23 protein-coding genes are annotated in these 26431 nt (G+C 60.0%); 6 read left to right on the top strand and 17 right to left on the bottom strand.

Annotation, left to right across the window (positions count from 1 at the left end):
• The first annotated feature begins 17 nt into the window (after positions 1–17).
• From ACSQ3G_RS27825 to ACSQ3G_RS27810, 4 genes are all read left to right on the top strand, one after another.
• Complete coding sequence (locus ACSQ3G_RS27825) at positions 18–1457, top strand: FAD-dependent oxidoreductase (protein ID WP_436112566.1); 1440 nt, start codon at positions 18–20, stop codon at positions 1455–1457.
• Between the two features lie 84 nt (positions 1458–1541).
• On the top strand, positions 1542–2609 hold the full coding sequence (locus ACSQ3G_RS27820; protein WP_436112565.1) for an ABC transporter ATP-binding protein: 1068 nt from the start codon (positions 1542–1544) through the stop codon (positions 2607–2609).
• A 21-nt stretch (positions 2610–2630) separates the two neighbouring features.
• Positions 2631–3359 carry an SDR family oxidoreductase gene (locus ACSQ3G_RS27815; RefSeq protein WP_105436865.1) on the top strand — a complete coding sequence of 243 codons (729 nt, stop codon included), beginning with the start codon at positions 2631–2633 and terminating at the stop codon, positions 3357–3359.
• A 10-nt stretch (positions 3360–3369) separates the two neighbouring features.
• Positions 3370–4977, top strand: a complete 1608-nt coding sequence (locus ACSQ3G_RS27810) for an FGGY-family carbohydrate kinase (protein ID WP_436112564.1) — start codon at positions 3370–3372, stop codon at positions 4975–4977.
• 403 nt (positions 4978–5380) lie between these two features.
• Here ACSQ3G_RS27810 and ehuA read toward each other — a convergent pair whose 3' ends face one another.
• From ehuA to ACSQ3G_RS27755, 11 genes are all read right to left on the bottom strand, one after another.
• Positions 5381–6163, bottom strand: coding sequence for an ectoine/hydroxyectoine ABC transporter ATP-binding protein EhuA (gene ehuA / locus ACSQ3G_RS27805; protein ID WP_436112563.1), 783 nt, complete (start codon positions 6161–6163; stop codon positions 5381–5383).
• Positions 6160–6852 carry an ectoine/hydroxyectoine ABC transporter permease subunit EhuD gene (ehuD, locus tag ACSQ3G_RS27800; RefSeq protein WP_105402647.1) on the bottom strand — a complete coding sequence of 231 codons (693 nt, stop codon included), beginning with the start codon at positions 6850–6852 and terminating at the stop codon, positions 6160–6162. Before ehuD ends, ehuA begins: the two co-directional genes overlap by 4 nt.
• A 13-nt stretch (positions 6853–6865) precedes the next feature.
• On the bottom strand, positions 6866–7531 hold the full coding sequence (ehuC, locus tag ACSQ3G_RS27795; RefSeq protein ID WP_436112562.1) for an ectoine/hydroxyectoine ABC transporter permease subunit EhuC: 666 nt from the start codon (positions 7529–7531) through the stop codon (positions 6866–6868).
• Positions 7532–7590: 59 nt separating this feature from the next.
• Positions 7591–8442: an ectoine/hydroxyectoine ABC transporter substrate-binding protein EhuB gene (ehuB, locus tag ACSQ3G_RS27790; protein ID WP_436112561.1), complete on the bottom strand. Its 852-nt coding sequence runs from the start codon at positions 8440–8442 to the stop codon at positions 7591–7593.
• A gap of 59 nt (positions 8443–8501) precedes the next feature.
• A complete protein-coding gene (gene doeB / locus ACSQ3G_RS27785; RefSeq protein ID WP_436112560.1) occupies positions 8502–9518 on the bottom strand; it encodes a N(2)-acetyl-L-2,4-diaminobutanoate deacetylase DoeB in 1017 nt (338 codons plus the stop codon).
• 4 nt (positions 9519–9522) lie between these two features.
• Positions 9523–10701, bottom strand: a complete 1179-nt coding sequence (doeA, locus tag ACSQ3G_RS27780; protein ID WP_436112559.1) for an ectoine hydrolase DoeA — start codon at positions 10699–10701, stop codon at positions 9523–9525.
• The gene (gene eutC / locus ACSQ3G_RS27775; RefSeq protein ID WP_436112558.1) at positions 10698–11711 is read right to left on the bottom strand and encodes an ectoine utilization protein EutC; all 1014 of its coding nucleotides are present in this window, start codon (positions 11709–11711) and stop codon (positions 10698–10700) included. The genes doeA and eutC overlap by 4 nt, the downstream gene beginning before the upstream one ends.
• Complete coding sequence (eutB, locus tag ACSQ3G_RS27770; protein WP_436112557.1) at positions 11708–12727, bottom strand: hydroxyectoine utilization dehydratase EutB; 1020 nt, start codon at positions 12725–12727, stop codon at positions 11708–11710. The genes eutC and eutB overlap by 4 nt, the downstream gene beginning before the upstream one ends.
• 68 nt (positions 12728–12795) lie before the next feature.
• Positions 12796–14244, bottom strand: coding sequence for a MocR-like ectoine utilization transcription factor EhuR (gene ehuR, locus ACSQ3G_RS27765; RefSeq protein WP_436112556.1), 1449 nt, complete (start codon positions 14242–14244; stop codon positions 12796–12798).
• Between the two features lie 143 nt (positions 14245–14387).
• A complete protein-coding gene (locus ACSQ3G_RS27760; protein ID WP_436112555.1) occupies positions 14388–15791 on the bottom strand; it encodes an aspartate aminotransferase family protein in 1404 nt (467 codons plus the stop codon).
• Between the two features lie 14 nt (positions 15792–15805).
• On the bottom strand, positions 15806–17284 hold the full coding sequence (locus ACSQ3G_RS27755; RefSeq protein WP_436112554.1) for an NAD-dependent succinate-semialdehyde dehydrogenase: 1479 nt from the start codon (positions 17282–17284) through the stop codon (positions 15806–15808).
• A 121-nt stretch (positions 17285–17405) separates the two neighbouring features.
• Here ACSQ3G_RS27755 and ACSQ3G_RS27750 point away from each other — a divergent pair, with 121 nt between their 5' ends.
• Complete coding sequence (locus ACSQ3G_RS27750) at positions 17406–17873, top strand: Lrp/AsnC family transcriptional regulator (RefSeq protein ID WP_046666233.1); 468 nt, start codon at positions 17406–17408, stop codon at positions 17871–17873.
• 158 nt (positions 17874–18031) lie between these two features.
• On the opposite strand, the gene rfbA is transcribed toward ACSQ3G_RS27750, so the two are convergent.
• The 4 genes from rfbA to rfbC are packed head-to-tail and all read right to left on the bottom strand — an operon-like array spanning position 18032 to position 21480.
• Positions 18032–18895: a glucose-1-phosphate thymidylyltransferase RfbA gene (gene rfbA, locus ACSQ3G_RS27745; protein WP_436112553.1), complete on the bottom strand. Its 864-nt coding sequence runs from the start codon at positions 18893–18895 to the stop codon at positions 18032–18034.
• A complete protein-coding gene (gene rfbD, locus ACSQ3G_RS27740) occupies positions 18892–19836 on the bottom strand; it encodes a dTDP-4-dehydrorhamnose reductase (RefSeq protein WP_436112552.1) in 945 nt (314 codons plus the stop codon). Before rfbD ends, rfbA begins: the two co-directional genes overlap by 4 nt.
• Positions 19836–20897: a dTDP-glucose 4,6-dehydratase gene (gene rfbB / locus ACSQ3G_RS27735; protein WP_436112551.1), complete on the bottom strand. Its 1062-nt coding sequence runs from the start codon at positions 20895–20897 to the stop codon at positions 19836–19838. Before rfbB ends, rfbD begins: the two co-directional genes overlap by 1 nt.
• Positions 20898–20907: 10 nt before the next feature.
• Positions 20908–21480 carry a dTDP-4-dehydrorhamnose 3,5-epimerase gene (rfbC, locus tag ACSQ3G_RS27730; RefSeq protein WP_436112550.1) on the bottom strand — a complete coding sequence of 191 codons (573 nt, stop codon included), beginning with the start codon at positions 21478–21480 and terminating at the stop codon, positions 20908–20910.
• Positions 21481–21802: 322 nt separating this feature from the next.
• Between rfbC and ACSQ3G_RS27725 the strand changes: the two genes are divergently transcribed.
• Complete coding sequence (locus tag ACSQ3G_RS27725; RefSeq protein WP_436112549.1) at positions 21803–22756, top strand: alpha/beta fold hydrolase domain-containing protein; 954 nt, start codon at positions 21803–21805, stop codon at positions 22754–22756.
• Between the two features lie 81 nt (positions 22757–22837).
• Here ACSQ3G_RS27725 and ACSQ3G_RS27720 read toward each other — a convergent pair whose 3' ends face one another.
• Both ACSQ3G_RS27720 and ACSQ3G_RS27715 read right to left on the bottom strand, forming a co-directional pair.
• Complete coding sequence (locus ACSQ3G_RS27720; protein ID WP_436112548.1) at positions 22838–24157, bottom strand: glycosyltransferase family 4 protein; 1320 nt, start codon at positions 24155–24157, stop codon at positions 22838–22840.
• Entirely contained in the window at positions 24154–26424 is a 2271-nt protein-coding gene (locus ACSQ3G_RS27715) for a glycosyltransferase family 2 protein (RefSeq protein WP_436112547.1), read from the bottom strand. Before ACSQ3G_RS27715 ends, ACSQ3G_RS27720 begins: the two co-directional genes overlap by 4 nt.
• Positions 26425–26431: the final 7 nt, after the last annotated feature.

Genomic DNA, 26431 nt, shown 5'->3' with positions numbered 1-26431 from the left:
CCTTCAGGACTACGACCATGAATATTCCGCTGAGCTTTACCGAACCCGCCCGAGAGATACCGGTTAGCGCCGATTACGACGTCCTTGTCGTCGGCGGCGGTCCCGCCGGTCTCACCGCCGCCCTTGCTGCGGCTGAAGATGGGCTGCGGGTCGGACTTCTCGAAAGCCGCAGCTTTGTTGGCGGCAACATGACGATCGGCCTGCCGGTCCTTGGTTTCCTCGGTCAGAAAGGCAATCAGGTCATCTATGGTCTGCCCCAGAAATTCATCGAACGTCTCAAGGAGCGCAATGCTGCCTCCGAGCACCGCCCGTGCCCGCTGCACATGGGCATCACCCTCGTCGAGCCGGAAGCGGTCAAGACGGTCGGCCTTGAGATGCTGACCGAGGCTGGTGTCGATGTGGTCTTCTACACGTTCGTCGCGGGCGTGATCATGAGCGATGACGGCTCGACCATCCGCGGTGTCGTCACAGAAAGCAAGAGCGGTCGCAGCGTCGTCGTCGGCAAGATCGTGATCGACTGCACCGGCGATGCCGATGTCGCCTACCGGGCGGGCGTCGCGACCGAGAAGGGCGACGAGCATGGCGGTATGCAGCCGCCGACGCTGATGTTCTGCCTTTCGAACGTCGACACCGAAAAATTGAGGATGTCCATCGCCGTCGAAAAACGCACCTATCTTACCGACTTCATTCCGGCCGAATATTTCGGTCAGAATCAACAGTTCATCGTCGTCGGCCTGCGGGAACTGATTGCCAAGGCGCGCACCGAGCGCAATCTCGACATCCCTAACGAGCGCACCATCATCATCACCGGACTTAAGAAGGGCGAGGCCTGGATCAACATGACCCGCGTGACCGGGACCGACGGAACCGACGCGCGTTCGCTGACGCATGGAGAAATCGTCGCACGGCATCAGATCGACGACATCGTCGAATATCTCATCAATTATGTCCCGGGCTTCGAGGAGGCCCATTTTACCAAGACCGCGCCGTTCCTCGGCATCCGCGAAACACGCCGCATCGTGGGGCGTTACACGATGAACGAACAGGATGTGCTCGGCTGCCGGCACTTCGAGGACGCCATCGCCGTGGCATCCTACCCTATCGACATTCATCGCCCCGGCGACGAGGGCTGCACGCTGATCTGGTGCGGTGATTGCTATGATATCCCCTATCGATCCCTCCTGCCGAAGAGCATCGAGAATCTGATCGTCGCCGGGCGTTCCATCTCGGCGACCCATGAAGCCATGGGCGCGATCCGCGTGATGGCAACCTGCATGGCGATGGGCGAGGCTGCCGGCCGTGCGGCGGGAATCGCGATTTCACAAGGCGTTCGGCCGTCGGATGTTGATATTCATGCGCTACGCCGAAAGCTGCTCGAAAAGGGCGCCTATCTGCGCGGCCTCGAAGGCGAGCGGCTGACTGCGGAAAACGAAACGGTGTGCATTCCCGCCGCCTGACAATCCATTCCCCACACATCCCCTCCGGCACGGAGGGGATCGCACAACCTTCGGAGCGCGGCAACGCGACAGGGAGATAGGCCTATGGCTCGCTTGAAATTGAGCGGGGTAAAGAAGAGCTTTGGTAGCCTGGAGGTCATCAAGGGCGTCGATCTCGATATCAAGGACGGCGAGTTCGTTGTCTTCGTCGGCCCCTCGGGGTGCGGCAAGTCCACGCTTCTGCGGATGATCGCCGGCCTCGAGGATATTTCCGGCGGAACGCTGGAGATCGACGGAACCGTCAGCAACAAGGTGGAGGCGCGCGACCGCGGCATTGCCATGGTCTTCCAGTCCTATGCACTCTATCCGCATCTGACCGTGGCCGAAAACATGGGGTTCAGCCTTTCGCTGCGAAAGACACCTAAGGCGGAGACGAAGGAACGCGTTCTGAAAGCCTCCCAGATTCTCAAGCTGGATCATTTGCTGGATCGGAAACCCAGCCAGCTTTCGGGCGGGCAGCGGCAGCGCGTTGCAATCGGCCGCGCCATTGTGCGTGAACCTTCGATCTTTCTCTTCGACGAGCCGCTGTCCAACCTGGACGCGGCCTTGCGAATGGAGACCCGCACGGAAATCGCCAAGCTGCACCGCCAGCTCGCGGCGACCATGATCTATGTGACGCATGATCAGGTGGAGGCGATGACGCTTGCCGACAAGATCGTGGTTCTGAATGGCGGCGTCGTGCAGCAGGTCGGCGCCCCGATGGAGCTTTATCAGAATCCCTGCAACGCCTTCGTTGCCGGCTTCATAGGCTCACCGAAGATGAACCTGCTGACAGTCGATGTGACATCCATCGAGCAAGGCGGGGCACGGATCGAGTTCCCCGGTCTTGAAACGTTTCCGGTTCCGGCCGGTCGCGTGCAGAACCCCGGCAAGGCGCTGCTTGGTATCCGGCCGCAGGCTTTTTCGCTGACGGGTGGCTCAAGGAAGCTGAGCGGTCGGGTCGTTCTGGTCGAGCGCATGGGGCCTGAAACGGTCGTGAATTTACGTCTCGCCAACGACGCGCAGGTGCTGGCCGTCCTGTCAGGAGATGTCGAGTTGCCGCTGGATTCGGACGTCAGCATCTCCTTCTCGGAGACCGACGCGAAGCTTTTCCCCATCAGTGATCTGCACTGAAGAACAGGAACAGGACAGAAAATGGTTCAGAACCTTGCCGGCAAAACTGCCGCAATCACTGGCGCGGGCTCGGGTATCGGCTTCGAATGCGCCAGGCATCTCGTAGCCCATGGCGTCAAAACCTTTCTGATTGACCGCAACGTTGCGGCCCTGCGCGAGCGGGCCGATGAACTTGGCGAGTTGGCAGTCCCGATCGAGATCGACCTTCTGCTCGGCGAAAGTCAGTCGCAGATGTTGCCGCGCATCCTGCAGCACACCGACCGGCTGGACATTTTCCACGCCAATGCGGGCGCCTATGTCGGCGGGCCTATTGCCGATGGCGATCCGGATGTCTGGGACCGGGTGCTCAATCTGAACATCAATGCGGCCTTCCGCTCCATCCATGCGGTGATCGGCCACATGATCGCCAATGGCTCCGGCGATATCATCGTCACGTCCTCGGTTGCCGGCGTCGTTCCCGTCGTCTGGGAACCCATCTACACGGCCTCTAAACATGCGGTTCAGGCATTCGTGCACAGCGTCCGGCGGCAGGTCGCTCCCCACGGGGTGCGGGTAGGGGCCGTCTTGCCGGGGCCTGTGGTGACGCCGTTGATCGATGACTGGCCGAAGGCCAAGCTCGATGATGCGCTTGCCAATGGCAGCCTGATGGAGGCCAGCGAAGTGGCGGAGGCGGTCGTCTTCATGCTGACCCGCAACCCCAAGGTGACCATTCGCGATCTGGTCATCCTGCCAGCCGCCCTCGACCTTTAGAGCGACGTCCATGACCACATATTTCGTTGGCATCGACGTAGGAACAGGGTCGGCCCGCGCCGGCCTCTTCGACGGCTCCGGCCGCCTCGTCGCCACCGCCAGCAGGCCGATACGGATTTGGCGCCCCCGTGCCAGCCATGTCGAACAATCGAGCGACGATATATGGGAAGCCGTATGCGACGCGGTTCAGGACGTCATGCGGCAGTCCGCCATCCCACCCGCCGCCGTTGCCGGCATCGGGTTCGATGCGACGTGCTCGCTGGTTCTCATCGATGAGGCGCGCAAGCCGGTCGCCGTCAATGCTGATGGCATCGACGAGCGCAACATTATCGTCTGGATGGATCAGCGGGCGACGGCCGAGGCCGCCTACATCAACGACAAGGGCGCCAGCGTCCTCGACTACGTTGGTGGCCGCATTTCTCCGGAGATGGAAACGCCGAAGATCCTGTGGCTCTCGCGCAATCTGCCAGACAGTCTGCACCGCGCCCGCCATCTCTTCGACCTGGCGGACTTCCTCACGTGGCAGGCAACCGGCAGCCTTGAACGGTCGACCTGCACCCTGACCTGCAAGTGGACCTATCTGGCTCACGAAGCCTCCTGGGATCCTGATTATTTTGAGCAGATTGGGCTGAGTGGGCTGATGGACGCCGGCTTCGCGCGGATCGGGGTCGATGTGATCGAGCCCGGCACGTGTCTTTCGCACGGGTTGACCGTCGATGCGGCGGCACAGATGGGGCTGGTATCCGGAATACCGGTTGCGGCCGGCATGATCGATGCACATGCCGGCGCCGTCGGCACCCTTGGCGCCGCGGGTCTCCCCGGAGAGCTGGAGCAACGGCTGGCCTATGTCTTCGGCACATCGGCCTGCACGTTGAACGTCACGCGCGCCCCCGTCTTCGTCCCCGGCATATGGGGGCCGTATTTCTCGGCGCTTCTGCCAGGCATGTGGCTCAATGAGGGTGGCCAGTCGGCAGCCGGGGCGGCCATCGACCACCTGGTCCAGCTTCATCCCTACGCCTCGGAGGCGGTTCGCCTCGCGCAACATGAGGGAATCGGTCTGGTGCAATGGCTGGAACGTCGAGCGCAGGGGCTCTTATCCAACGTTTCGATCACCGACATCGTAAAGGGGCTGCATATCGTGCCCGAATTCCTCGGCAATCGTGCACCTCTTGCAGACCCGCAGGCTCGGGCCGTCATCGCCGGCCTCGGCCTTGATGCGGACGAGCTCAGCCTCGTGCGCCTCTATCTTGCCGGTCTGGCGTCCATTGGTTACGGCCTCAGGCAGATCCTCGATGCGCTCCGTGCCAAGGGCATCGCCATTACCACGGTCGTGGTCAGTGGAGGGGCGGCACGAAGCCGGTTGGTCCGGCAGATGCTCGCCGATGCTGCCGGCATCGCCATCGCCACCGTCGATACGGATGAGCCGGTCCTGCTTGGCGCAGCCATGCTGGGTGCGGTTGCGGCGGGACACGTGCCCAGCCTGGAGTCAGCCATGTGCAGAATGTCCAATCTGGGTGAGAGTATCGGCCCCGATCTGTCGGCGCAGGACATTCATACGCAGCGCTACAGGACGTTCCTCGCCCTGCAGGAAGCCTACCGCAGCATGCGCGACCACTGATGCACATTGGCCCTTGACGCGATTTAGCGCTGAATGCCGACGGACAATCGGATTGCTAGATGCGAGCGCACGGTCGGCTCGCTGATGCCGAGCAGGTCAGCCGCCTCTTTCCCGCCCAATCCCTGGGCAAGTGCCGTGCGGCGGGACCGTCGGATGCAATTGCCGCAAGACCAGACAATCGCAAACGAACATGCGAAGCTCTTCCCAGAGCATTCGTTCGCTTACGTCCTCGATCCTATCGAGCCGCGGGTGAAAACGAAGGGCCGCGCGAAGTGTCCTGACCGGACGCCAACGAAGATATGGATTGTAGCCCACAGGGTCGTGGGGTTTCAACCCTATCCAGAGCTTCTTTCCAGCGGGTTTCTAAGCCTTACGCCCCTGTCTCCCCCGCTGGATTTCCTGGCTACCCTAGAACCGATGACAGAAATTCGCGCGTCCGCTCCATTCGCGGCGCGCCGAATATCTCTTCGGGTGCACCCTGTTCGCAGATGCGTCCCTTATCGAAAAAGCAGACGCGATCTGACACCTCTCGGGCAAAGCGCATCTCATGGGTGACCATCAGCATGGTGAGATCATGTTCATGCGCGAGTGCGCGGATGACCGAAAGCACTTCGCCCACCAGTTGCGGATCAAGCGCGGATGTCGGCTCATCGAAAAGCAGAACCCGTGGGCGCATCGCAAGCGCACGGGCAATCGCCACACGCTGCTGCTGCCCGCCGGAAAGTTGGACCGGATAGTGGTCCTTCTTGTCCGCGAGCCCCACCATCTGCAGCAGGTCCAGCGCACGCCCTTCGGCTTCCGCGCGCGCCATTCCCAATACCCGCACCGGCGCTTCGACAACGTTGCGAAGCACCGTCATATGCGGAAAGAGATTGAAACTCTGGAAGACCATGCCGACATGATTGCGGATCTGGCGCAGGTGTTTTTCCGAGGCCTGGAACCGGCCCTTGCCGCCCTGCTCGTGGTAGGACGTACCAGCAAGCGTCAGCTTGCCTTCCTGGAACGGTTCGAGTGTCATAAGAATGCGCAGGACCGTCGACTTGCCGGAGCCTGACGGTCCGATAAGCGTGACTTTCTCGCCCTTCGCGACGCAGAAATTGAAGTGGTCAAGCACCGTCAGGATCCCGAAGCGCTTGGTGACATCGGAAAACTCGACGATGGGCGGCGGATCGATATTGTTGGTCATCGCAAGGGTATTCCTGCCTTTGGAAGAGCTTTATGCAAGCGGTGGAGGCCTGCTGAGCAGATTAGCGTCAGCAGAAGGAAGATCAGGCCGACAAGCGTCAGCGGCACGAGATATTCGAAGGTGCGTTCGCCGATCATGTTGGCAAGCCCCATCATCTCAAGAACGGTGACCACCGAGAGAACCGGGGTTTCCTTGATCATGGCCACGAGATAGTTGCCCATGGCAGGGACTATTCGCGGAACGGCCTGGGGCAGGATGATATCGCGATAGGCCTGCATGCGCGTCATATTGAGCGCGGTTGCCGCTTCCCATTGCCCGTGATGCACCGCTTCGATGCCGCCGCGATAGACCTCCGAAGTGTAGGCCGCATATTGCAGACCAAGCGCCAGCGCACCGGTCAGAAAGGCGGGGAGCACGATACCGAAATCGGGCAGCACGTAGTAGAGGAAGAACAGCTGCACCAAAAGCGGCGTGTCGCGCAGGAACTCAACGATAACGGCGGTCGTCCAGGAGATCACCTTGACGCGGCTTCGGCGCAAGAGGGCGAATACCAGGCCGAGCACCAGTGCAATCGCGAACCCAGCGGCTGCCGCCTTCAACGTGACGGTCAAACCAATCAGAATGATTGGCAGGATCGAGGTCGTGTAGGTAACCCAGGTTGTCGTGTCCCATTCGTAACCGTACATCATGGCGGTAAGATCCTCACGAATGAGCCGAGCGAGGGAAGACATCGCCGCGCCGGACGAAATGCTCGATCACGCGCACGGCTGCCATCAGGACGAGCGACATGGCGAAGTAGCATACGAGCGTGATCGAATAGATGCTTGCGCTGTCCAGCGTGATGTTGCGGATGGATTGGGCCGCGAAGGTGAGATCGGCGATCGAGATCAACGACACCAGCGAGGACAGCTTCAGCGTTTCGATGGCGAGGTTTCCGAAGGCCGGCATCATTTCGACGATGGCTTGTGGCAGCGAAATGCGAAAGAGGGTCTGGGCACGGTTGAAATTCAACGCCCGGGCGGCCTCCAGCTGCTGCACGGAGACCGATGCGAGCGCCCCTCGAACGATTTCGGCCCCATAGCCGCCGACATGGGCGGCCAATACCAGAATGCCGGTGGTGATCGGATCGAAGCTGAGACCGACCAGTGGCAGCGCGTAATAGAACCAGAACAGCTGAACGAACAGCGAGGTCCCACGAAACACCTCCGTGTAACAGAGCGCGACGGCCGACAAAATCGGTCCTCCCTCGACGCGCAGGATGCCGAAAACGAAGGCAAGCGCCGCGCCGCAGACGATCGCTGCCAAAGTGATCGTCATCGTCACGGTAGCGCCTTGCCAAAGCATCGGCAGGTAGGCTGTCCAGCTCATCAGGCAATATCTCCGAATGAAAGCGGGTAGCGCCCGGTCCGGGACCGGGCGCTTTTTTGTTACTTCCCGGAGCAGAGATCAGCGACTTTCTTCTCCGCTGCTGCTGCAATGCTCTGTTCCGACAGGCCATACTTCATCAGGGTCTTCTTGTAGCCATCCGTCTTTCGGAACGCGATGAGCGCAGTGTTGAACGCGTCGCGCAATTCCTTGTCTTCCGGACGGAAGGCAAAGCCGCCATAGTTGCGGACGGGTGCGCCCTTGACGATCGGGTCCTTGAACGGCGCAACCTGCTCGACATTGGCCTGTCCCTTGGCGAGTTCGGAAACGGTCAACTCGGTCGCCGCATAGGCATCGACCCGGCTCTGCACGGTCGGGATCGCATCGGCATTCGCCGGAATGAAGACGATCTGCTCGTCCTTGACGCCGACGGCACGCAGGAAGTCGACATTGTTTGCACCGGAAACCACGGCAACTTTCAAGGACGGGTCTTTTGCAATGTCGCCATAGGTCGTCAGGCGCTTCGGATTGCCCTTCTTGACCAACAGTCCCTCACCGTAGGACGAGTTGGGCTCGGTAAAGGCGACCTGCTTGCAGCGCTCGGGGGATATGTTCTGCTCTGCGGCGGCAAAATCGAAGCGACGAGCCTTGAGACCTGGAATGAGCGTGCCGAAGGGCGTTACGGTCCAATTGACCTCCTCAATGCCCATGGACTTTAGAACGGCATTGGCGACGTCGGGACCGATACCGGCAGAGGTGCCGTCCGGCTGCATATACGAGTAGGGTACCTCGTTGGCCGTCGCGGCACGGATAAATCCCTGTTTCTTGGCTTCTTCGACGGTCAGTGCGATGGCCGACGTGACGCCGATGCAAAGCGCAAGTGCAGAAAGGCAAATGGTTTTCGAGATGCGCATTCGAATTCTCCTCTGGTTAAGGTTCTTCTGGTCCGTTTTCGGATCTCAGATGGTTGCATTTATTTGATCTTCTCCGTGATCGTCGCGATCACGGAAAGGCAGTCGCCGGCCTTGATGAGGCCGGGCACGTGGCGAGCCGCCAGAACGCCATCCATGGCAGCGCGGCAGTGGATCGGCGCAACACCGGTCTTTCCGACCGGGTAGATGCTGGCGATGATATCGCCGGTAATGATCGGATCGCCGAGATCGTGCGCGAACGCGACCAGTCCGTCATCTTCAGCGAATGTGAAGCAATCGCTTGACGGCATATCGAGCCAGCGGGTCGGCTGGGTACATGGCGCGCCCTCCAGGATTCCGACGTGACGCAAGAGGTTAAGACTGCCTTTTCGCGCGATCTCGATCGTTCTTGCGCTGGCGGTGCCCGCACCGCCGAGCTCGGTGGTCACGAAGACCTTGCCCAGTTCCTCGACCGTCGTATCCAGCATGCCGACCGCATCGATCTCCAGCATCTTCATCGAGTAGGGTGCAGCGAAAGCCGCAACGGCATCAAAACAACGCGCCTCCTGATCCTTGTCGGGCAGCTCGTGTGCTGCCGCATAGGGAAGAAAGTCGAGCGTCTTGCCGCCCGAATGGAAGTCGAGCACGATGTCGGCGAGCGGTACCAGATTGCGGGTGACATAGTCCGCGATCTTTTCCGTCACCGTTCCATCCGGGCGACCCGGAAAGCTACGGTTCAGATTTCCGCGATCGATCGGCGACGTGCGGGTTCCGGCGCGAAACGCGGGATAATTGAGCGCCGGGACGATGATGACGCGCCCACTCACCTGCGAGGGATCCAGCGTCTGTGCCAGTTCGAAGAGAGCCGCCGGACCCTCATACTCGTCGCCATGATTGGCGCCGGTGAGGAGGGCGGTCGGGCCTTCGCCGTTGGAGATGACGCAGACCGGGATCATCACCGAACCCCAGGCGCTGTCGTCACGGCTGTAGGGCAATTGCAGATGCCCGTGCTGCACGCCCTTCCCGTCGAAATCGACGGTCGGCGTTATCGGCGAGGGGCGGGGCGCGCTCGTCAGCATGGCCTCAGCCTTTCACGAACAGCTGGCGCGGCACATTCGACAAGCATTCGACGCCCGTTTCAGTAATCGCGATGCTTTCGGTGATTTCCAGCCCCATGTCTTCGAGCCAGAGACCGGTCATAAAATGGAATGTCATGCCCGGTTTCAACTCCGTGCGGTCGCCTGGGCGCAGGCTCATGGTGCGTTCGCCCCAGTCCGGCGGATAGGACAGGCCGATCGGATAGCCAGTCCGGTTGTCCTTGATGATCCCGTATTTTTTCAGCACGGCGAAGAAGGCGTTGGCGATGTCCTCGCAAGTATTGCCGGGCCTTGCTGCGGCAAGGCCTGCCTCCATGCCTTCGAGCGTCGCCTTCTCCGCGTCGAGAAAGGCCTGCGTCGGCTTGCCCAGGAATACGGTCCGCGACAGTGGGCAATGATAACGCTTATAGGCGCCGGCGATTTCGAAGAACGTCCCTTCGCCCGAACGCATCGGCTTGTCATCCCAGGTCAGGTGCGGCGCGGAAGCGTCTGCGCCCGACGGCAGGAGCGGCACGATCGCCGGATAATCGCCGCCGAATTCCGGCGTACCACGAATGCCGGCATCATAGATCTCGGCGACGAGATCGCATTTGCGCATGCCGGGTTCGACAACCTCGACAATGCGCTTGTGCATCAGTTCGACGATCGTGCCAGCCTTGCGCATATAGTCGAGTTCGGTCGTGCTCTTGACCGCGCGCTGCCAGTTGACGAGGCCAGCCGCATCCTTGAAACGGGCGTTTGGGAGATGCTTTTGCAGAGAGGCGAAGGCTGCTGCCGAGAAATAATAATTGTCCATCTCGACGCCTATCGCGAGGCTGGACCATGCGCGCTCCCCGATGATCTGCGCCAGAAGATCCATCGGGTGGCGTTCGCTCGACTGGACGTAGTGATCCGGGTAGCCGATGATATTGTCATGGTCCAGGTAAGCGGTGCGCGTGGCCCCGTTGGAATCCTGCTTGCGGCCGTACCAGATCGGCTCGCCGCTCGGCGGCACCAGCACGCATTGATGCACATAGAAGGACCAGCCGTCATAGCCGGTAAGCCAGTGCATGTTGGATGGATCGGTGACGATCAGGAGATCGATCCCCGCCTTTTCCATCGCGTGGCGGGTTTTGGAAAGGCGAGCGGCATATTCCTCGCGGGTAAAGTTCAGCGTCACACTCACGCTGCATCTCCCATTTTGATGTCGTTTTCGATCGTCTGGCCACGTCCGGCATCTGTCGCGCGGGCAAGCGCCAGATTGGCGATGGCTGTGTCCTGCACGCCGGTACCTGTAAGGTCGGCGAAGGTTATTTCGTCTGCATTCAAGCGGCCAATTGCCTTGCCGACGATGACAGCTCCGAGTTCCGCAAACTGTCGGTCCGGCATGACTGCGCCGGTCTTGATGGCATGGTGTAACTCGCCGAGGATGCGGGTCTGCGATGCTCGATCCGGGACGTAAATCGCGCGAGCAAAGACGGCCGGATCAATCTCGTTCTTGTGCTCTGCATCCGATCCCATCGCGGTCAGATGCTGGCCGGGTTCAAGCCATTCGGCCATCAGGATCGGCCTTTCGGCCGGCGTCGTTGTGACGACGATATCTGCTCCGCGCACGGCCTCGCGCGGATCGGCAATTGCGGCGGTCTCTATTCCGTGGCTGCGCGCGAAATCGACAGCAAGCGTCTGCGCCTTTGCGTGGTCGCGTGCCCAGATGCGCGCCGATTTGATCGGGCGTACAAGCATGAGAGCCGCGAGTTGCAGCTGTGCCTGAACACCTGCACCTAGGATCGTCGCGACGCTGGCGTCTTCACGCGACAGATGTCGTGCGGCGACGGCACCGGCCGCTGCGGTGCGCACATCCGTGAGATAGCCGTTGTCAAGAAGAAGGGCTTCGACCAATCCGGTCTTCGCGCTGAGCAAGATCATCAACCCGTTCAGGCTTGGCAGACCGATCTTGGGGTTGTCGAAGAATCCGGGACTGACCTTGATGGCGAAGCCGTCCAGGCCCGGCACATAGGCTGTCTTGACGTCCACTTCACCCCGAAATTCCGGGATGTCGAGGCGCAGGATCGGCGGCATCGCAACGGCTTTGGTGGCGAGCGCCGCAAACGCCTGTTCGATGCAATCGACCGCGGAGACGTCGAGCTTGACGATGGCGTGAAGATCCTTTTCCATCAAAATAGTGATGCGGCTCATAGGGTGGTCCCCTCGACGATTTTCTGGTGCATCTTCGGGTCGATGTTGCCGCCTGAGACGATGACGGCGGTGGGGCCGGACAGCTGGGCCTTGTCTGCGAGGATAGCGGCAATGCCGACCGCGCCGGCGCCCTCGACGGTGACGCTCTCGTTGCGCGCTGCATGGCGGATGCCTTCGGCGATCTCGTCCTCGCTGAGAAGGATGACGTCGTCGAGAAGGTTGCGGCAGAGCGCAAAGGTGACATGGTTTTGGAGGCCGATGCCACCTCCAAGCGAATCCGCCAGCGTTTCCTCTTCGCGGATTGCGACGGGCTTGCCGGCGGCAATCGCTGCATGCATGGCTGCCCCGCGCTTCATCGATATGCCGATGACCCGGGCCTGTGGCCTCAAGGCCTTGACGGCAACGGCAATGCCACCGGCCAGACCGCCGCCGGAAAGGGGAACAAGCACGGTCGCAAGGTCAGGCAGGCTTTTCACAATCTCGAGGCCGATCGTGCCTTGACCGGCAACGACGTCCGCATGGTCGAAAGGCGGGATCGGCGTGAGGCCGCGGCTCTTGGTCAGGCGTTCGACTTCCTCTTGTGCATCGTCCTGCGACAGGCCGACAATGCGGATTTCCGCGCCGAGCAAGCGGATGGCTTCGATCTTGTTGGCCGGAACGAGCGATGACATGCAGATGATGGCGGGAACGCCAAGCTCGCGTGCGGCGTAGGCCACGGCGCGACCATGATTACCTGTCGAGGCGGTGACGAGGCCGCGTTCGCGTGCCGCATCATCCAGCAACAGGATAGCGTTCATCGCGCCGCGCAGCTTGAAGGCGCCGACGGGCTGGCATGTTTCGAGCTTCAGGTGGACGGACTGACCGGTGTATTCAGAAAGCGTGCTGGAGCGAACGAGCGGCGTGCGCGCCACCCTGTCGGCAATGCGGGTCGCAGCCTGCTCAATGTCTGCCAGGATGACTGGCTGGACGGTTTCCTCGGTCAATCTGGACTGGACTTCGCTCTTCATGATTGTCATGTTGTGAGCGAAGTAAAATCATGTCAATTATTATATTGTAATGATTCAATGATTGTCGTGGGGGCGCTCTAGCCGATCGAACCGACGTCATAGACCGGCGGCAGTTGCTCAAAGGCCTGCCGCACGGTTGTCAGCGCCTTGGCCAGGCTTGCATGGTTCAGGCGTCCGCCCAAACAGATACGAATGCCGCCACCATGACCCGGTCCGGCAATGAAGGGTTCGGACGGCGTGACGGCGACTTTCTGGTTGGTGAGCGAACGGACCAGACCTTCATCGGACCAGTGCGGCGGGACCTTGAGCCAGGCGCAGAGCGAGAGCGGATGACTGGAGGCGATATGGTCGCCGAGGATTTCTGTCGCGATGCTTTGGCGTGCCTGTGCTTCGTCACGCTGGATTTCGAGCAGGCGCTGCGCCGTGCCGTTCTCGACCCATCGTGTTGCGATTTCGCCGGTCAGATAGGTGCCGCTCCAGCTCGATACACGCAGGATTGAGGCGGCGCGAATAGAATAGGCGGGTGGCACAACGAGATAGCCAACGCGCAACCCCGTCAGCACCACCTTGGTGAAGCTCGTGACGAAGAAACCGAGATCGGGCAGCATTTCCGTGATCGAAGGCAGGTCCTCTTCGATCAGTGGTCGATAGACCTCATCTTCGATGACGAACACGCCATGACGTGCCGCAATAGCGGCTATCTGATGCCTGCGTTCCGCACCCGAGACGTGACCTGTCGGATTATTGAGGGTTGGAATGAGCACCAATGCCCGGACACCGCCTGCTGCGCACGCGGCTTCCAGTGCATCGGGCAAAATGCCCTCATTGTCGGTAGGCAGGCCCTTCAGGCTGAAGCCAAGTATATTGGAAAGTCCGATGATGCCGTGATCGGTGAGATTTTCGCTTAAAACGACATCGCCGGAGCGGACAATGCAGCTTAGGGCGAGAAAAATGCCGTGGGCGGCGCCGTTGGTGAGGAGAACGCGTTCTACCCCGGCCGTGACGCCGAGCGTGCGTAACCAGATGCGCGCCGTCTCCCGATGGCGATCAAGGCCGGCGATCGGGCGGCATGGACGCATGAAGCTTGCATTGTCGCCTTCGGAAAGCTCACGAAGAATCTCGCGAGATGCGGCCTCATGCGCATCGAGATAGACGCCGCGAATAATCGAAAGATCGTGTACTTCGTTGGCACTATGGTCAAGCATCATGCGGCCGGCGCGGTCGGTCACGCGTGTCTTGACGAAGGTACCGCGACCGATCTCGCCGCTTAGATAGCCGAGCCGCTCCGCCTCCTTGTAGGAGAGGCTGACCGTCTGGACCGAAAGGCCGAGTTCGCGCGCCAGATCGCGATGCGTCGGCATGCGATCCATTGGCTTGAGAACGCCGGCATCAATATCGGCGATGATGCGCTCGGTGAGCGCCGCATGTTTCGTCTCACCCCTTTGCTTGGAAAGGTGCGGCCGCCATGCCACCGGCTTGGTCGCCGTGATCGGAACAAGGTTGAGGGGATTGGCTTGACGTCGCATGAAATTGGCTCGTTTTGAGGACGGCTATTTCATGACATTATGCACGCTTCGTCTCAAAGATGAAGCATTATGCAGCCTGGGCCTTGATTGTATCAGGAATAATGGCCGAGCGAGACTTGTCTCGCCCGGTAGTCATGCTTGCATCAAATCGTCTCGCCAGCCTGGATCAAATCATCCATGACCGAGCGCACAGCGGATTCGGCGATGGCAATGATCTCGTCGACCTCTTCCTTCGTCGTGACGAGGGGCGGCGCAAAACCCAGAATATCGCCATGCGGCATGGCACGGGCAATCAGTCCACGATTGCGCGCGGCCTTCGAGATACGTGCACCGACAGCAAGGCCGGGCGCAAAGCGCGTCTTCTTTTCCCGATCCGCCACAAATTCGATGGCGCCCATCAAGCCGACGCCTCGCACCTCACCGACAATGGGAAGCTGAGCGAACTTTTCCTTCAGCTGTGCCTGGAAATAGGTGCCAACCGTGCGTGCATTCCCCGGCAGATCCTCCTTCTCGACGATGTCGAGAACGGCGTTGGCTGCTGCAGCGCCGATCGGGTGGCCGGAATAGGTGTAGCCATGCGAGAAAGCGCCGACGCGGTCGGCCCCTTCTTCCATCACCTTGTAGACCTTTTCGCCGACGATGGCGGCCGACAGCGGGAAGTAGGCCGAGGTGAGGCCCTTGGCGACCGTGATCAGATCAGGTTCGATGCCGTAATGCTGCGACCCGAACATTGAGCCGGTACGTCCGAAACCGGTGATGACTTCGTCGGCGATGAGCAGGATGTCGTATTTCTTGAGGACCTTTTGCACTTCGTCCCAATAGCCCTGCGGCGGTGGAGTGATACCGCCGGTGCCAAGTACGGGCTCGGCGATGAAAGCGCCGATGGTGTCGGGATCTTCGCGCAGGATCAGCGCTTCAAGTTCGTTGGCACGGCGCCTGGAGAATTCGAGTTCTGTTTCACCTGCGTCAGCGCCCCAATAATGATGCGGGGCGCCGGTGTGAAGAATGCCGGCACGCGGCAGGTCCATGTGGTCATGGTAAAAACTCATGCCGGTCATCGAACCGGAGACGACGCTGCAACCATGATAACCCCGTTCGCGGGAGATGATCTTCTTCTTGTTCGGCTTGCCGCGCAGGTTGCTGTAGTACCAGACGAGCTTGGCCTGGGTTTCGTTGGCGTCGGAACCCGACATGCCATAGAAAACCTTGCTCATCCTGCCTGGCGCCATTTTCACCAGGCGATCGGAGAGGATTGCGAGTTCATCCGTCGTGTGGGCGGCATAGGTATGGTAATAGGCGAGGCGATAGGCTTGGCGGGAGATCGCCTCGGCAACCTCGGTGCGGCCATAGCCGACATTGACGCAGTAAAGACCGGCGAAGCCGTCGATCAACTGGTTCCCCTGTGCATCCTGAATGCGGATGCCCTTGCCGGTTTCGACGATCGTCGGATCGCCCAATTTGCCGCTGGCGAAATCTTTGATCTGCGTAAAGGGATGCAGGACCGATTTGCGGTCCATCTCGGCGATCTGATCGAGGTTGGTGGTCATAGCAGCGGATCCTTTCATGCAGCGAGATTGCCGAAGCAGACATATTTTGCTTCGAGATATTCCAGGAGGCCGTGGCGTGAGCCTTCGCGACCAAGGCCGGATTGCTTCCAGCCACCAAAGGGTATCGAGGCGCCGGTGAATTTCGGCGTGTTGACGGCGATCATGCCGTATTCTAGCCGGTCGGTAAGGCGCATCGCGCGGCCAAGATCATTGGTGTAGACGTAGGCTGCCAGCCCCATTTCGGTGGCATTGGCACGGGCGAGCACGTCCTGCTCGTCATCGAACGGCAGTATTGCGGCGACTGGGCCGAAGGTCTCTTCGCGTGCGATCAGCATGTCATCGGTGACATCGGCAAGCACGGTCGGTGTGACGAAATTGCCGCCAAGCGGGCTGTCCTGTCCGCCGCAGACGAGACGTGCGCCGGCGGAGAGTGCCTGTGCAATCTGCTGGCGGCATTTTTCGGCTACCGAAGGGCGGGTCATCGGCCCGATATCGGTGCGGGGTTCGAGGCCGTGGCCGACTTTAAGCTCCCGGGTCGCCTTGGCGAAGGCCTCGACGAACCGATCGTAATGCCCACGTTGGACGTAAATCCTGTTGGCGGCGAGGCAATCCTGTCCTGACGTGGCAAATTTTGCGCCGATACAGCCCTTTACAGCGGCGGAAAGCCCGGCGTCGTCGAACAGGATGAAAGGTGCATGGCCGCCAAGTTCCAACGAGGCCTTCTTCACGGTGGCGGCCGACTGCGTGAGCAAGATGCGCCCGACCTCGGTGGAGCCGGTAAAGGAAAATGCGCGCACGTCCGTGTCTTCCAGCAGACGGCGTGCAAGCGGGGCAGCTTCGCCGGTGAGAACCTGGAATACGCCAGCGGGCATCCCGGCCTCCTGCGCGAGCTTTGCCAGAGCAAGCGCCGATAGCGGCGTTTCCGGAGCAGGCTTGACGATCATGGTGCAGCCGGCCGCGAGAGCCGCGCCCGCCTTGCGGGTAATCATGGCGGAGGGAAAGTTCCACGGCGTGATCGCAACGGTGACGCCAAGCGGCTGCATCTGTACCGAGAGGCGGCTGCCTGGCAGGTGGCTCGGGATCGTTTCGCCATAGGCGCGCTCACCTTCGGCGGCAAACCAGTCGAGGAAATTCGCGGCATAGGAAATCTCGCCAAGTGCCTCTGCCAGCGGCTTGCCCTGTTCGGCCGTCATGATAACAGCGAGATCCTGCGCGTTATCGCGCATCAGCTTGCCCCAGATGCGAAGGATCTGGCCCCGCTCGACGGGAAGCTTGTCACGCCAAGCGAGAAAGGCGTTCTTCGCAGCGTCGACGGCAGCATCGGCGTCTTCAAGCGAGCAGGCCGCCACATCGACGAGGTGTTCGCCGGTTGCAGGATCGACGACGCCCAGCGTCTCCGCGCGTGCTGCCCATGTGCCGCTCAGAAAGGCACGGCGCTCGATCAGATCGGGTCGTTGCAGGTTTTTCAGCGCTGCGCTGGCAATACCTTTCATGCGGGGCTCCAAATTGGGTTTACAAAGAGACTAGTCGTAGGACATGATCGTTTGACTGCATTGATTTGATCGTTCGTGCAGGAATTGTGCTCAATTTTGGCTCTTGGCGCAGGATTTCTGCATGACTACTCTCGATAGAGCGGACAGAGCGCTGCTTGAGGCTGTTCAAAAGAACAATCGCATGACGTCAGAAGAGCTGGCGCAAATTGTCAATCTCTCACCGACGGCTTGTCAGCGACGCCTGAAGCGGCTGCGTGAAGAAGGGGTGATCGAGGCAGATGTGTCGATCGTCTCGCCCAAGGCCGGGGGCCGCGGCATCACCATGATCGTGCTTGTCTCGCTAGAGCGCGAACGCGCGGACATCGTTGATCGATTTAAGGCAGCGATCCGCGCCACTCGGGAAGTCATGATCGGCTACTACGTGACGGGCGATGCCGATTTCATTCTGGTTATTACCGCGAAGGACATGGAGGACTACGAAGCCTTCACACGTCGGTTTTTCTATGAGAACCACGATATCAGAGGTTTCAAAACCATGGTGGTAATGGATCGAGTGAAAGCTGGCTTTGCTTTCCCGATCGAGGATTGATCGCCGTCTGCGCACAGCCTTGCTCCGCATGTCGTCCGGCACATATCCGGCCAGCGGGTCATCGAAGGTCCATCTCTTCGACCAGCAAAGCGAACAAAGGATAAACTGAAGGGCAGGCGGGCGAGCAACGATGAACCCACATCAGATCAATCTCGAACCTAGGTACAAAGCGTTTGTAGATATCTGCCATATTCGCTCTTGCCCAGCTTCTTGCCGACGGCCTCCAGTTGCTTGTCATCTATAAAGCCCCTGCGCCAGGCGACCTCTTCAGGGCTGTTGATCTTGATACCCTGCCGCTTCTGCAGAGTGCCGACAAAGTTGCCTGCTTCCAACAAACTCTCAGGCGTCCCGGTGTCGAGCCAAGCAAAACCGCGGCCCATTTGTTCGACGTTCAACTTGCCGCGTTCAAGATAGACTCGGTTGACATCTGTAATCTCCAGTTCACCGCGCAGCGACGGCTTGAGGTTCGCGGCAATGTCGACCACGTCCTTGTCGTAAAAATAAAGCCCGGTAACCGCCCAGTTGGATTTCGGGACAGTCGGCTTTTCGACGATCGAGATCGCCTTCATTGCCTTGTCGAACTCCACGACGCCATAACGTTCCGGATCGTGAACATGATAGGCGAACACTGTCGCACCATCGTTGCGCGCCGCAGCGCTTTCAAAAAGCTTTGTGATGCCATGGCCGTAGAAAATGTTATCACCGAGGATGAGGCAGGACTGATCCGATCCGACAAAATCGGCACCGATGATGTAAGCTTGAGCAAGACCTGCAGGTGAAGGCTGTTCCGCATAGGAAAGCGAAATTCCCCAGGCCGAACCGTCACCTAACAGGCCGCGAAAATCGGGCAGATCATGCGGCGTGGATATGATGAGGATGTCGCGTATTCCGGCCAGCATCAACGTCGAGAGCGGATAATAGATCATCGGCTTGTCATAGACGGGCATGAGCTGTTTCGACGTGACAAGCGTCATCGGATGCAGCCGCGTCCCGTTGCCGCCAGCCAGAATGATACCCTTCATCCACGATTCTCCTCAAAATGCCTTTTCCATGCCGGCCTGTTTCCCGGCGCACCGCTGGCCAAGAGCCGTTGCACCGTAGTCGCAGTCGCGATTTTCCAGTCTGGCAGTCGAATGCCGTGAATCTGTTCGAGTTTGCAGCAATCCAACCTCGAATTGGTTGGCCTGCGAGCCGGTGTCGGATATTGCGCAGTCGGGATCGGATGGACGATCGCAGACGGGCCACCCATCTCGGCAGATATGCGGAAGATCTCGGAAGCAAAGTCTGCCCAGCTGGCCTCACCGCTTCCCGCCATGTGGAACATGCCGCGCAGGCGCTGGTCCCGCGACGACAGCAAATTGTCGGCAACCGTTAATATGGCATCGGCGATATCGAGTGCAGATGTTGGATTGCCGTATTGATCGGCGACGACATTGAGTTCGTCACGACTTCCGGCAAGATGTAACATCGTGCGCAGAAAGTTCTTGTTAAAAGGGCTGTAGACCCACGCGGTCCTGAGGATGACGTAATCCGCCCCCGACGCGTCGAGACAACGTTCGCCTTCAAGCTTCGACCGACCATAAACACAGGGGGGCGCGACAGGGTCGCTCTCCTGATAAGGTGAAGACTTATTGCCGTCGAAGACATAGTCCGTCGATAAGTGAATAATCGGCACATTAAGCTTGGTCGCTATGCGACCGATCTCATTTATGGCCGCACTGTTGACGACAAAAGCTTTGGCGGCGTCGCTTTCCGCTTGGTCGACGGCAGTATAAGCGGCAGCGGAGATGATCAGTTCAGGTCTCGCTTCTACAAGAGCCTTTTCGATCGTTCCGATATCGGCAAGGTCGAGATCGGGTCGTGCCAGCGGGATAATTGTTATCTCGCTGTGGCCCTCGACGCGCTCGATCAGAGACTGTGCGACCTGCCCGCCACGTCCGGTGACCACATACCGCCGCGCCATCATTTACCTCCGGATCCGTTAAGGAGGCCGAGCCGGCCACCGCCGTATCCCTGACGCAGCGGCGTCCACCACCATTCGTTTTCCAGGTACCACTTGACCGTCTTTTCGATCCCGGTATCGAAATTTTCTTCTGCCTTCCAACCCAATTCCGCCTCAAGCTTGGTGGCGTCGATCGCGTAGCGCGCGTCATGCCCGGGCCGGTCCGTGACATATGTGATCAGTCGCTCGTGTGGGGCTTTCTGCGGCCGCAGGGTATCCATGATCGAGCAGATGCGCTTGATCACCTCTATGTTGCGCCGCTCATTATGGCCGCCGATATTGTAGGTTTCGCCGACCCTCCCGCGCTCGGCGATAAGGTCCAGCGCCCTTGCGTGATCCTCGACAAATAGCCAGTCGCGGATGTTGGCGCCGTTGCCGTAAACAGGCAGCGATTTGCCCTCAAGAGCATTCAGCACAATCAGGGGGATCAGCTTTTCAGGGAAGTGATACGGGCCGTAATTGTTCGAGCAATTGGAGACAATAACCGGCATGCCATAGGTGCGGGCCCACGCCTTGGCCAGGTGATCAGAGGCTGCTTTGGACGCTGAATAGGGAGAAGAGGGATCGTAGGGGGTTTCTTCGGTGAACAATCCGCCCTCGCCGAGAGAGCCATATACCTCGTCGGTAGAGACGTGGAGAAAGCGGAAGTTTGTTTTAGCTTTGTCGATCAGATCCTGCCAGTAGTACCGGGCCGCCTCCAGCATGGTAAATGAGCCGATGACGTTGGTTTCGATGAAGTCGCGGGCGCCAGTTATAGAGCGGTCCACATGGCTCTCCGCCGCCAGATGCATGACTCGGTTGGGTTTGAAACTGTCGAACGCCTCCTGCATCGCCGCTCGATTGCAAATGTCTGCCTGAAGGAAACGATGCCGCGGATTGTTTTCGACGGTGGCGAGCGACGCCACGTTGCCGGCATAAGTCAGCTTGTCTACGGTCAAGACGTCGTAGTTTCTGACGAGAACCAGATGACGCACGACAGCCGATCCGATGAACCCGGCTCCGCCGGTAACAAGGACGCGCATTGTATGTCCCCTAGCTGCCATCAGCTATTGTGAATGAAGTCATCTCAAGCTCTGCGAGACGTGGTTGCGTCCGATCTCTCTGCGAAAGCACGGCGCTTTCTGCTGTCACCGGCCACCCGATATCGAGCTCCGGATCGTTCCATAATATTCCACGGTCATGGTCGCGGCTGTAGTAGTCCGTTACCTTGTAGGAGATGATGCTGTTGGGCTGGCGAGTGCAGAACCCATGTGCAAACCCGGCGGGAATCCAGACCTGGCAACCGTTCTCGGCAGTAAGTTCCGCTTGGACATGCTGTCCAAATGTCGGCGAGCCTCTCCGGACGTCGACTGCGATGTCGAGGATGGCGCCAGCGATGCAACGGACCAGCTTTCCTTGAGCGCGAGGTTCAATCTGAAAGTGCAATCCTCTCACCGTTCCGGCTTCTACGGAAAGCGACTGGTTATCCTGGACGAAATTGAAGGCACCGATGTTTTGACCAAAGACGTCAGAACGAAAGGTCTCTGAAAAGTATCCGCGATGGTCTCCATTTCTTTGGGGTGTCACCAGTACGACGTCGGTGATTTTCGTCCGTTCAAATTGCATGTCTTCCTCGCACTCAGATCGCTAGATCATCTCAAAGAGCTTTTTTCGTTTTTGTGCCGTTGCAACGAAGCCGGTCTCGTCTTCTCCAGGGGAACGCATGCAGGCGAGAAACATCTTGTGTGAACGCAGGGTGCGGTTGGTATTTTCCGAACCGGATAAAATCTCCATAGCCAAGAATAGGAGATTAACAAATAGATATTCCCATCGCGCGTGTAAATATGTTATTGTTGTTAAGCAAAATTTTACGAATAATCGCGCGATGGAACAAATATAGTTCAAAAATTGAATTATTTTTATTCTGTAATTGCTTGATGGTGACCGTATGATCGTATTTTCGGATGAAAACCTAGAGGTGATACATCATTCCGGGTCGTCTCCATATCTTCTCGTCACGTTTAACGAAATGGAGATGAGGGCGAACGGCAGTCGTTTCTGGGGGCAGCGATTGTGCGAGAAGGCCGGCATTTCGGCGCTCGGCTTCATCAGCAGGCGACCGAACTGGTTTCCGGCGGCGAGCGTCGTCAAGGCCGTCGAGGCGGCCGCGCCTATACTTCACGCGACATCGGAGCGGATTCTCTACGGGCATTCGCAGGGCGGCTATGCGGCATTGCGCTATCGGAGGCGCTTCAACGCCACAGTTGCCGTCGCCTTCTGCCCGCAAGTCTCCATCGATCCGAAGGCTGTTCCCTTCGACGGCAGGTTTGCGCGCCATTTCTCGCCCGACCTTCATGCCAATATGGGGATCGCGCCTGATCACGCGGCAGGCCGGGCCTATCTGTTCTTCGATCCATTTCACACCGTCGATCACCAGCACGCGATTCGGATCACGGCGCAACAGGAGAGGACCCAACTGGTGCCTGTCCATATGACCGGCCATGGCACCGTTCGCGCCTTTACCGGGACGGCGCGCGCGTTGTCGCTGATCGAGGCCTGCCGCGCAGACGATCTTCCGGGTCTGCGCGGTCTCGCCCGTGCAGCGCGCGTGACCGCGCCAATGCGGCCCTATCAGATCGCCATGACGGCGATTGCCCGGCATCGGGCCTGGGCCGACCAGTTTCACGCGCGCTTCGGCGCAAATTTCTCTCCTGTCGAGCAGGCAAACTTCCTCTACCATCGTGCCAACCGCCATATTCGCGACGGTGAGCTTGTGACGGCGCGGGCCATGCTTGCGGACGCCATTGAGTATCAGCCGGACAATCTCGGCTTCGGCCGCCGGCTGGAGGAATTGGACGGCCGCATCGCGCGGCTCACAGCGGCAGGCGCCGCGCATTCGTGATCCAAATTTTGCCGAGCCTGCCGCGACAAGGCAGCCTTCGCGAAGAAGAATGCCCTCGGGCTTTTCGCGACGTGGATGTCTTTAAAGCGCGGGCGAGAGAAGTTTGGGGCTTTCGGCGATCGCGGCATCGAGTTTCCGCCGTAGCAATGTGCGATAGAGTTTGACGTGTTCGCGCGCACAGGCGGCGCGGTCGGCGGGTTGGCGCATGGAACCGCGCAGCCGCTCCCAGATCTTGCCATCGCCCAGCACCTCAACGATGCGATCCGCGAGATCCTGGCTGCTGCCTGCCCGGAAGTGCAGCCCGTCCTTTCCGTCGCGCACCTTCTCGGCCATTCCGCCGATATCTGAGCAGATCATCGGCCTGCGGTGGAGCAGAGCTTCCTGAATAACAACGGGCGAGTTTTCCCACCAGACGGACGGCTGAACCACCCAGTCGACGGAACGCATGAGACGCGGCACGTCCGCATTCTGGTAGGCGCCGTAGAAGCGAACGCGGTGGCCGGCCTCGGCGATGAGCTTCTTGATACGTTCCTGGAATTCGATCGGCTGTCGCTCGAGATTGCCGCCAAAGATCATCAGGCAGGAGTCTTCGCCCCATATTTCCTTCGGGATGCGCGAAACGGCGTCGATCAGGATATCGGCGCCCTTGAATGGGGTCATTTGTCCGAAATAGGCAAAGCGATTGCGACGCGGCTTGAGACCTTGAACCTCGCGCGCGGGCGCCGCCGTTTCTATGGCGATGCCGTTTTCGATCACGCTGATCTTGTCTCTTTCGATGCCCCATGCGGCGTAGCGATCCGCCAGGAACCGGCTGGGAGAGATGAAAGCGTCGGCAAGGCCGAGCATGCCGCGGGCGAACAGTTCCCGCTTCAGGAAACGCGAGACGGGGATCTCGGGAAAGCAGCCGTGGCAGGCGACCGGGGACGCGGTTTCGCAGAGCTGGCCGGAAGCCCGTTTCACCATCTGCCCGTGATTGTGGCAGATCGACAGATATTCATGGAACGTGACGATGATGGCGGCGTGCGGAAACGCTTCTCGCAAAGCATAAAGCGCTTCGAGGCCGATACCGAGAACATGATGGAAATGGATGACGTGGGGCCTGAGATCGCGCGCAAAACGCAAGAGGTCCCGGCTGATCGCCTGCGTATCGCCGTTGGAAAGGAAGAAGTGGTCGTAATCATCCGTGTGGAACAGCAATTCGTCCTCGACAAGGCGCAGGCTCATCAGCGCGGATGCGGCGTGCCGCGGCACCGGGTGTCCGATCCGAGCCAGATAAACCGATTCCACGTTCGGCAATGCCTTCAGGCCGAGGTGCAGGTTGTGGGACGCGATTTCCGCCCCGCCGAGCGAGACCGACGGATGTGCATGCGAGACGACAAGGACGCGAAGCTGCTCGTTCATGCGGGCCTCTTTTCCAGGTGCTTTTCAACGGTGAGGATAGGCAGCCATTGGCTCTTGAAGATCTTTCGGTCGATCTCCTCCACCAAAGCCGCCATCGCGGGACTGTCGCCGGCGCGTGCGTCGTCGCAGCCCCACATCTGCACGGACGGCAGCAAGTAGGAGTCGAACCCGGACCGGCTGAGGCGGAGGCCGAGATCCAGACCCTTTTCCTGCGTGCCGAGATAGCCGCCGGAAAAGCCGCCCGCGCGCGACAGGGCGTCGCGGGGCATGATGCAGCATTCGAGCGATGCCGCCGCGATGCCGGTCACCTTCATGTCGGTCACCGCTTTGAGCGGATATCCGGCGTAGCGGCCCACGACCGGTTGGTCGTCGTTGCCGTCGTCGATCCAGGTTCCCGCCCAGCGAACCGAATGGTCTTCGTAAGCCAGGACGGGCGAGACGATGCTTCCTTTCATCGTGGAAGCCGCGGCGACAAGCTTGCCATACCAGCCTGTCCCGTGCGGGATCAACGAGGCGGAGAGCGACACGACCGTTTCACAGGAAAGCGCCTGCGTGCCCGCTTCCAGCATGTCGTAGACGTCGCCCGTTCCCTTCGTCGACACCATTCTGACCGAAAGGCGATAGAAACGTGCGAGCTCCTTGAGGCGAGCAGCCTGCCTGCGAAACCGCTCGGCGGGCATGGCGATCACGATCGGAGCGCCCCGGGTTTCCGGATCGAGCGCAAGCAGGGCGAGCAGCGGGGAGATATCTTCCTCGCTCTCGCCTACGCCAATGATGATCGGCGGGCCGTTTTCTTCATCGAAGAATCCGGCATCTATGATCGTTTCGATGACCGGCGCCGATCTTCCCGATGATTGTTTAAGGAACGGAACAACGTGCGTATCGACGATCCCTGGCAGCGCGCTGTTGGCGGGATCGATCGAGCCGATCTGGCGCAATGCCGCCGAACGTGCCGAAAGGCGTGTCGGTTTTATCGGCAGAAACGCACGGCGCGAATCCTGCAGCGTCAGTTCAAAATAAGTGGGGGCACCGGGATCGTCACCCGACAACTGGGTGTGGGCGATGAAGCCGTGGGGGCACTGATCTCCCCGGAGACCCGGCACAAGATGCGCCTGGTCGTTGAAACTGTCCGTGACGTCGGGGCGATCGAAGCGCGTCCAATGTTCGTCGAGGCGAGTCGCAGCACCGCGTCGGCGCAGTCTAACCGTCGCGACGTGGCCATCGGGGTCGTAAAGCCAGCCGGAGATGAGAAGATTTCCTGCATCGGCTTCGAATATGCTGTCTATCCCCATCCGGACGGGATAGGGCAGGCCGGAGACGGTTTCCTTGCCCTCAAAGCTGTTGGCGGCGGCCCGCAGGGACAGGAGCACGTCCGGCGTACCATGGGTGCGCATCAGGACCGACCGGATATGTTCGGGGGTTTCCTGCGGATCGGCGATGCGCTTCCGAGGGTGGATGGCAACATGCCTCCAACCGGCGCGCCCTCGAAAGATCAGACCTTCAATGTCGGCAGCGCGGGCAGCCTCGTGCGTCTCGAGCAGGCCGACAAAGCCTGTGGCGCCATCAGGAGCGTCGGGCCGTGCAAAGGTGGCTATGCCGCATTCCGCGACCACCGGTGTCGCCCTTCCGATCAGGGACATCCGGCAAGGCCCGGGTGCCATGCCGCGGCTCCAGCCCTGCAGGAATGTCACGTCATCATGGCTCTCGCCGATCAACTCGACGAAGCCATCAGTGGCGTGGGTCGCCTGCAAAAGCGCGGTTATGGTGAGAAGCCTGCGACGGCTGAGATTGCCGGTCATCAGCGCGTCCACGAGCCGGTTTATGACGGCGGCCGACTGAGATCCGGCGGCCTCGAGCACGAGCGCGGCTGCTTCCTCCGTTGAGGCAAGGCGGGACGCAAAGATGTAGGGCGTGCTCGTCTCCTTCTCTCCGAAGCGTATCGTGGTCATGGCAAGGTCCGTGTCCCCTGCCGGAAGGAGCGCCGCAAAGCCATGCTTGGCCCGCGGCGAGGATGCGGCTGATCGCCATTCCGACACAAATGCATTTCGCGTGTCGGCCTGGTCTTCGCCGACGCCAACCGTCACGTCACCGGCCGGGACATGACCGAGGCCGATAACGAGCAGGGTTGTCTCGTCGACGCGGCAGCCGATGACCCTTCCGGAGCGCATCGCCCTGCTTATCGCCTGCTTAGCGGGCGTTGGCTTGGCGACCAGGGGGCTGGTGGCAGGAGGATTGGTAACCGTGGGGGATTGTTCCGTAACCAGCATGCCTTGT

This window comes from Neorhizobium tomejilense (genome assembly GCF_964254135.1).
Taxonomy (GTDB): domain Bacteria; phylum Pseudomonadota; class Alphaproteobacteria; order Rhizobiales; family Rhizobiaceae; genus Neorhizobium; species Neorhizobium tomejilense.
Note: the sequence above shows the minus strand (reverse complement) of the source record. Positions and strands in the feature narration are given on the sequence as shown.

What these genes read in the sequence shown, in the direction of transcription:
- ACSQ3G_RS27825 (WP_436112566.1), top strand. Translation starts at nt 18, where the DNA reads ATGAATATTCCGCTGAGCTTTACCGAACCCGCCCGAGAGATACCGGTT.
- ACSQ3G_RS27715 (WP_436112547.1), bottom strand. Translation starts at nt 26,424, where the DNA reads ATGCTGGTTACGGAACAATCCCCCACGGTTACCAATCCTCCTGCCACC.
- ehuC (WP_436112562.1), bottom strand. Translation starts at nt 7,531, where the DNA reads ATGAGCTGGACAGCCTACCTGCCGATGCTTTGGCAAGGCGCTACCGTG.
- ehuB (WP_436112561.1), bottom strand. Translation starts at nt 8,442, where the DNA reads ATGCGCATCTCGAAAACCATTTGCCTTTCTGCACTTGCGCTTTGCATC.
- eutC (WP_436112558.1), bottom strand. Translation starts at nt 11,711, where the DNA reads ATGAGCCGCATCACTATTTTGATGGAAAAGGATCTTCACGCCATCGTC.
- ACSQ3G_RS27720 (WP_436112548.1), bottom strand. Translation starts at nt 24,157, where the DNA reads ATGAACGAGCAGCTTCGCGTCCTTGTCGTCTCGCATGCACATCCGTCG.
- doeB (WP_436112560.1), bottom strand. Translation starts at nt 9,518, where the DNA reads ATGCTGACGAGCGCGCCCCGCCCCTCGCCGATAACGCCGACCGTCGAT.
- ehuR (WP_436112556.1), bottom strand. Translation starts at nt 14,244, where the DNA reads ATGCGACGTCAAGCCAATCCCCTCAACCTTGTTCCGATCACGGCGACC.
- ehuA (WP_436112563.1), bottom strand. Translation starts at nt 6,163, where the DNA reads ATGACCAACAATATCGATCCGCCGCCCATCGTCGAGTTTTCCGATGTC.
- ACSQ3G_RS27755 (WP_436112554.1), bottom strand. Translation starts at nt 17,284, where the DNA reads ATGAAAGGTATTGCCAGCGCAGCGCTGAAAAACCTGCAACGACCCGAT.
- rfbD (WP_436112552.1), bottom strand. Translation starts at nt 19,836, where the DNA reads ATGGCGCGGCGGTATGTGGTCACCGGACGTGGCGGGCAGGTCGCACAG.
- rfbB (WP_436112551.1), bottom strand. Translation starts at nt 20,897, where the DNA reads ATGCGCGTCCTTGTTACCGGCGGAGCCGGGTTCATCGGATCGGCTGTC.
- rfbA (WP_436112553.1), bottom strand. Translation starts at nt 18,895, where the DNA reads ATGAAGGGTATCATTCTGGCTGGCGGCAACGGGACGCGGCTGCATCCG.
- ACSQ3G_RS27815 (WP_105436865.1), top strand. Translation starts at nt 2,631, where the DNA reads ATGGTTCAGAACCTTGCCGGCAAAACTGCCGCAATCACTGGCGCGGGC.
- ACSQ3G_RS27810 (WP_436112564.1), top strand. Translation starts at nt 3,370, where the DNA reads ATGACCACATATTTCGTTGGCATCGACGTAGGAACAGGGTCGGCCCGC.
- ACSQ3G_RS27725 (WP_436112549.1), top strand. Translation starts at nt 21,803, where the DNA reads ATGATCGTATTTTCGGATGAAAACCTAGAGGTGATACATCATTCCGGG.
- eutB (WP_436112557.1), bottom strand. Translation starts at nt 12,727, where the DNA reads ATGACAATCATGAAGAGCGAAGTCCAGTCCAGATTGACCGAGGAAACC.
- ACSQ3G_RS27820 (WP_436112565.1), top strand. Translation starts at nt 1,542, where the DNA reads ATGGCTCGCTTGAAATTGAGCGGGGTAAAGAAGAGCTTTGGTAGCCTG.
- ehuD (WP_105402647.1), bottom strand. Translation starts at nt 6,852, where the DNA reads ATGATGTACGGTTACGAATGGGACACGACAACCTGGGTTACCTACACG.
- ACSQ3G_RS27760 (WP_436112555.1), bottom strand. Translation starts at nt 15,791, where the DNA reads ATGACCACCAACCTCGATCAGATCGCCGAGATGGACCGCAAATCGGTC.
- rfbC (WP_436112550.1), bottom strand. Translation starts at nt 21,480, where the DNA reads ATGCAATTTGAACGGACGAAAATCACCGACGTCGTACTGGTGACACCC.
- ACSQ3G_RS27750 (WP_046666233.1), top strand. Translation starts at nt 17,406, where the DNA reads ATGACTACTCTCGATAGAGCGGACAGAGCGCTGCTTGAGGCTGTTCAA.